At 63.1% G+C, this 924-nt stretch carries 1 protein-coding gene; it reads left to right on the plus strand.

From position 1 onward, the window contains the following. Positions 1–920: class II histone deacetylase (locus A3764_RS16725; protein ID WP_150122250.1), on the plus strand; the 920-nt coding region annotated here is incomplete at its 5' end. Positions 921–924: the final 4 nt, after the last annotated feature.

A 924-nucleotide genomic window follows, 5' to 3' on the forward strand; every position in this document is an offset into this window, starting at 1 on the left:
CGCGCCGCCCCACGACAACAGCGGCCATACCTGGCACCACACCGATCAGGCATTGTTCACGATCACGAAGCCAAACTCCACGAGGCCGGTCTTGTCGGATACGGATAGCAGGGCGCGTTTTACGGCAACGAGATCGGGCATCGGGTATGTCTCCGGGTCTGGCCGTCGCTGCCGTCGATGCCGTGGCGCGCGGCGAGGTCCGCAACGCCTATGCGCTGAGCCGTCCGCCCGGTCACCACTGTCTGCCCGACTTTCCGAACGGCTTCTGCCTGCTGGCCAACATCGCCATCGCCATCGAAGCGGCGAAAGCCGCGGGGCTGGTAAAGCGCGTGGCCGTGCTCGACTGGGATGTGCATCACGGCAATGGCACGGAAGCGATATTCTACGACCGCGACGATGTGCTGACGATATCGCTCCACCAGGAAGGCAATTATCCCCTCGATACAGGGGGGCTGGACGATCGCGGCAGCGGGGCGGGCGAAGGGTATAATATCAACCTGCCTTTACATGCCGGATCGGGGCACACCGCCTATCTTCATGCGCTCGACCGGGTGGCGATACCCGCCATCCGCGATTTCGCCCCCGACATGATCATCGTCGCCTGTGGTTACGACGCCTCTATGGTGGATCCGCTGGCGCGGATGCAGGCGACGGCAGAAACCTTTGCAGAGATGACAAAGCGCATGATGACGCTGGCTGCCGAAGTCTGCGAAGACCGCCTCGTGCTCGTGCATGAAGGCGGCTATTCAGAGGTCTATGTGCCCTTCTGCGGTCATGCCACCATCGCCGCACTCGCCGGTAGCAGCATTGCCGCGCCCGATCCGCTGGCGGAGTCCTTCAGGATCCGGCAGCCCTCCCCGCCCTTCGACGATTTCCTGCGCAAGTCCATCGACCGTATGGCAGAACACCTCGGAATGTGAGCCG

The sequence above is a fragment of the Sulfitobacter sp. HI0129 genome, assembly GCF_001635395.1.
Classification (GTDB): Bacteria; Pseudomonadota; Alphaproteobacteria; order Rhodobacterales; family Rhodobacteraceae; genus Sulfitobacter.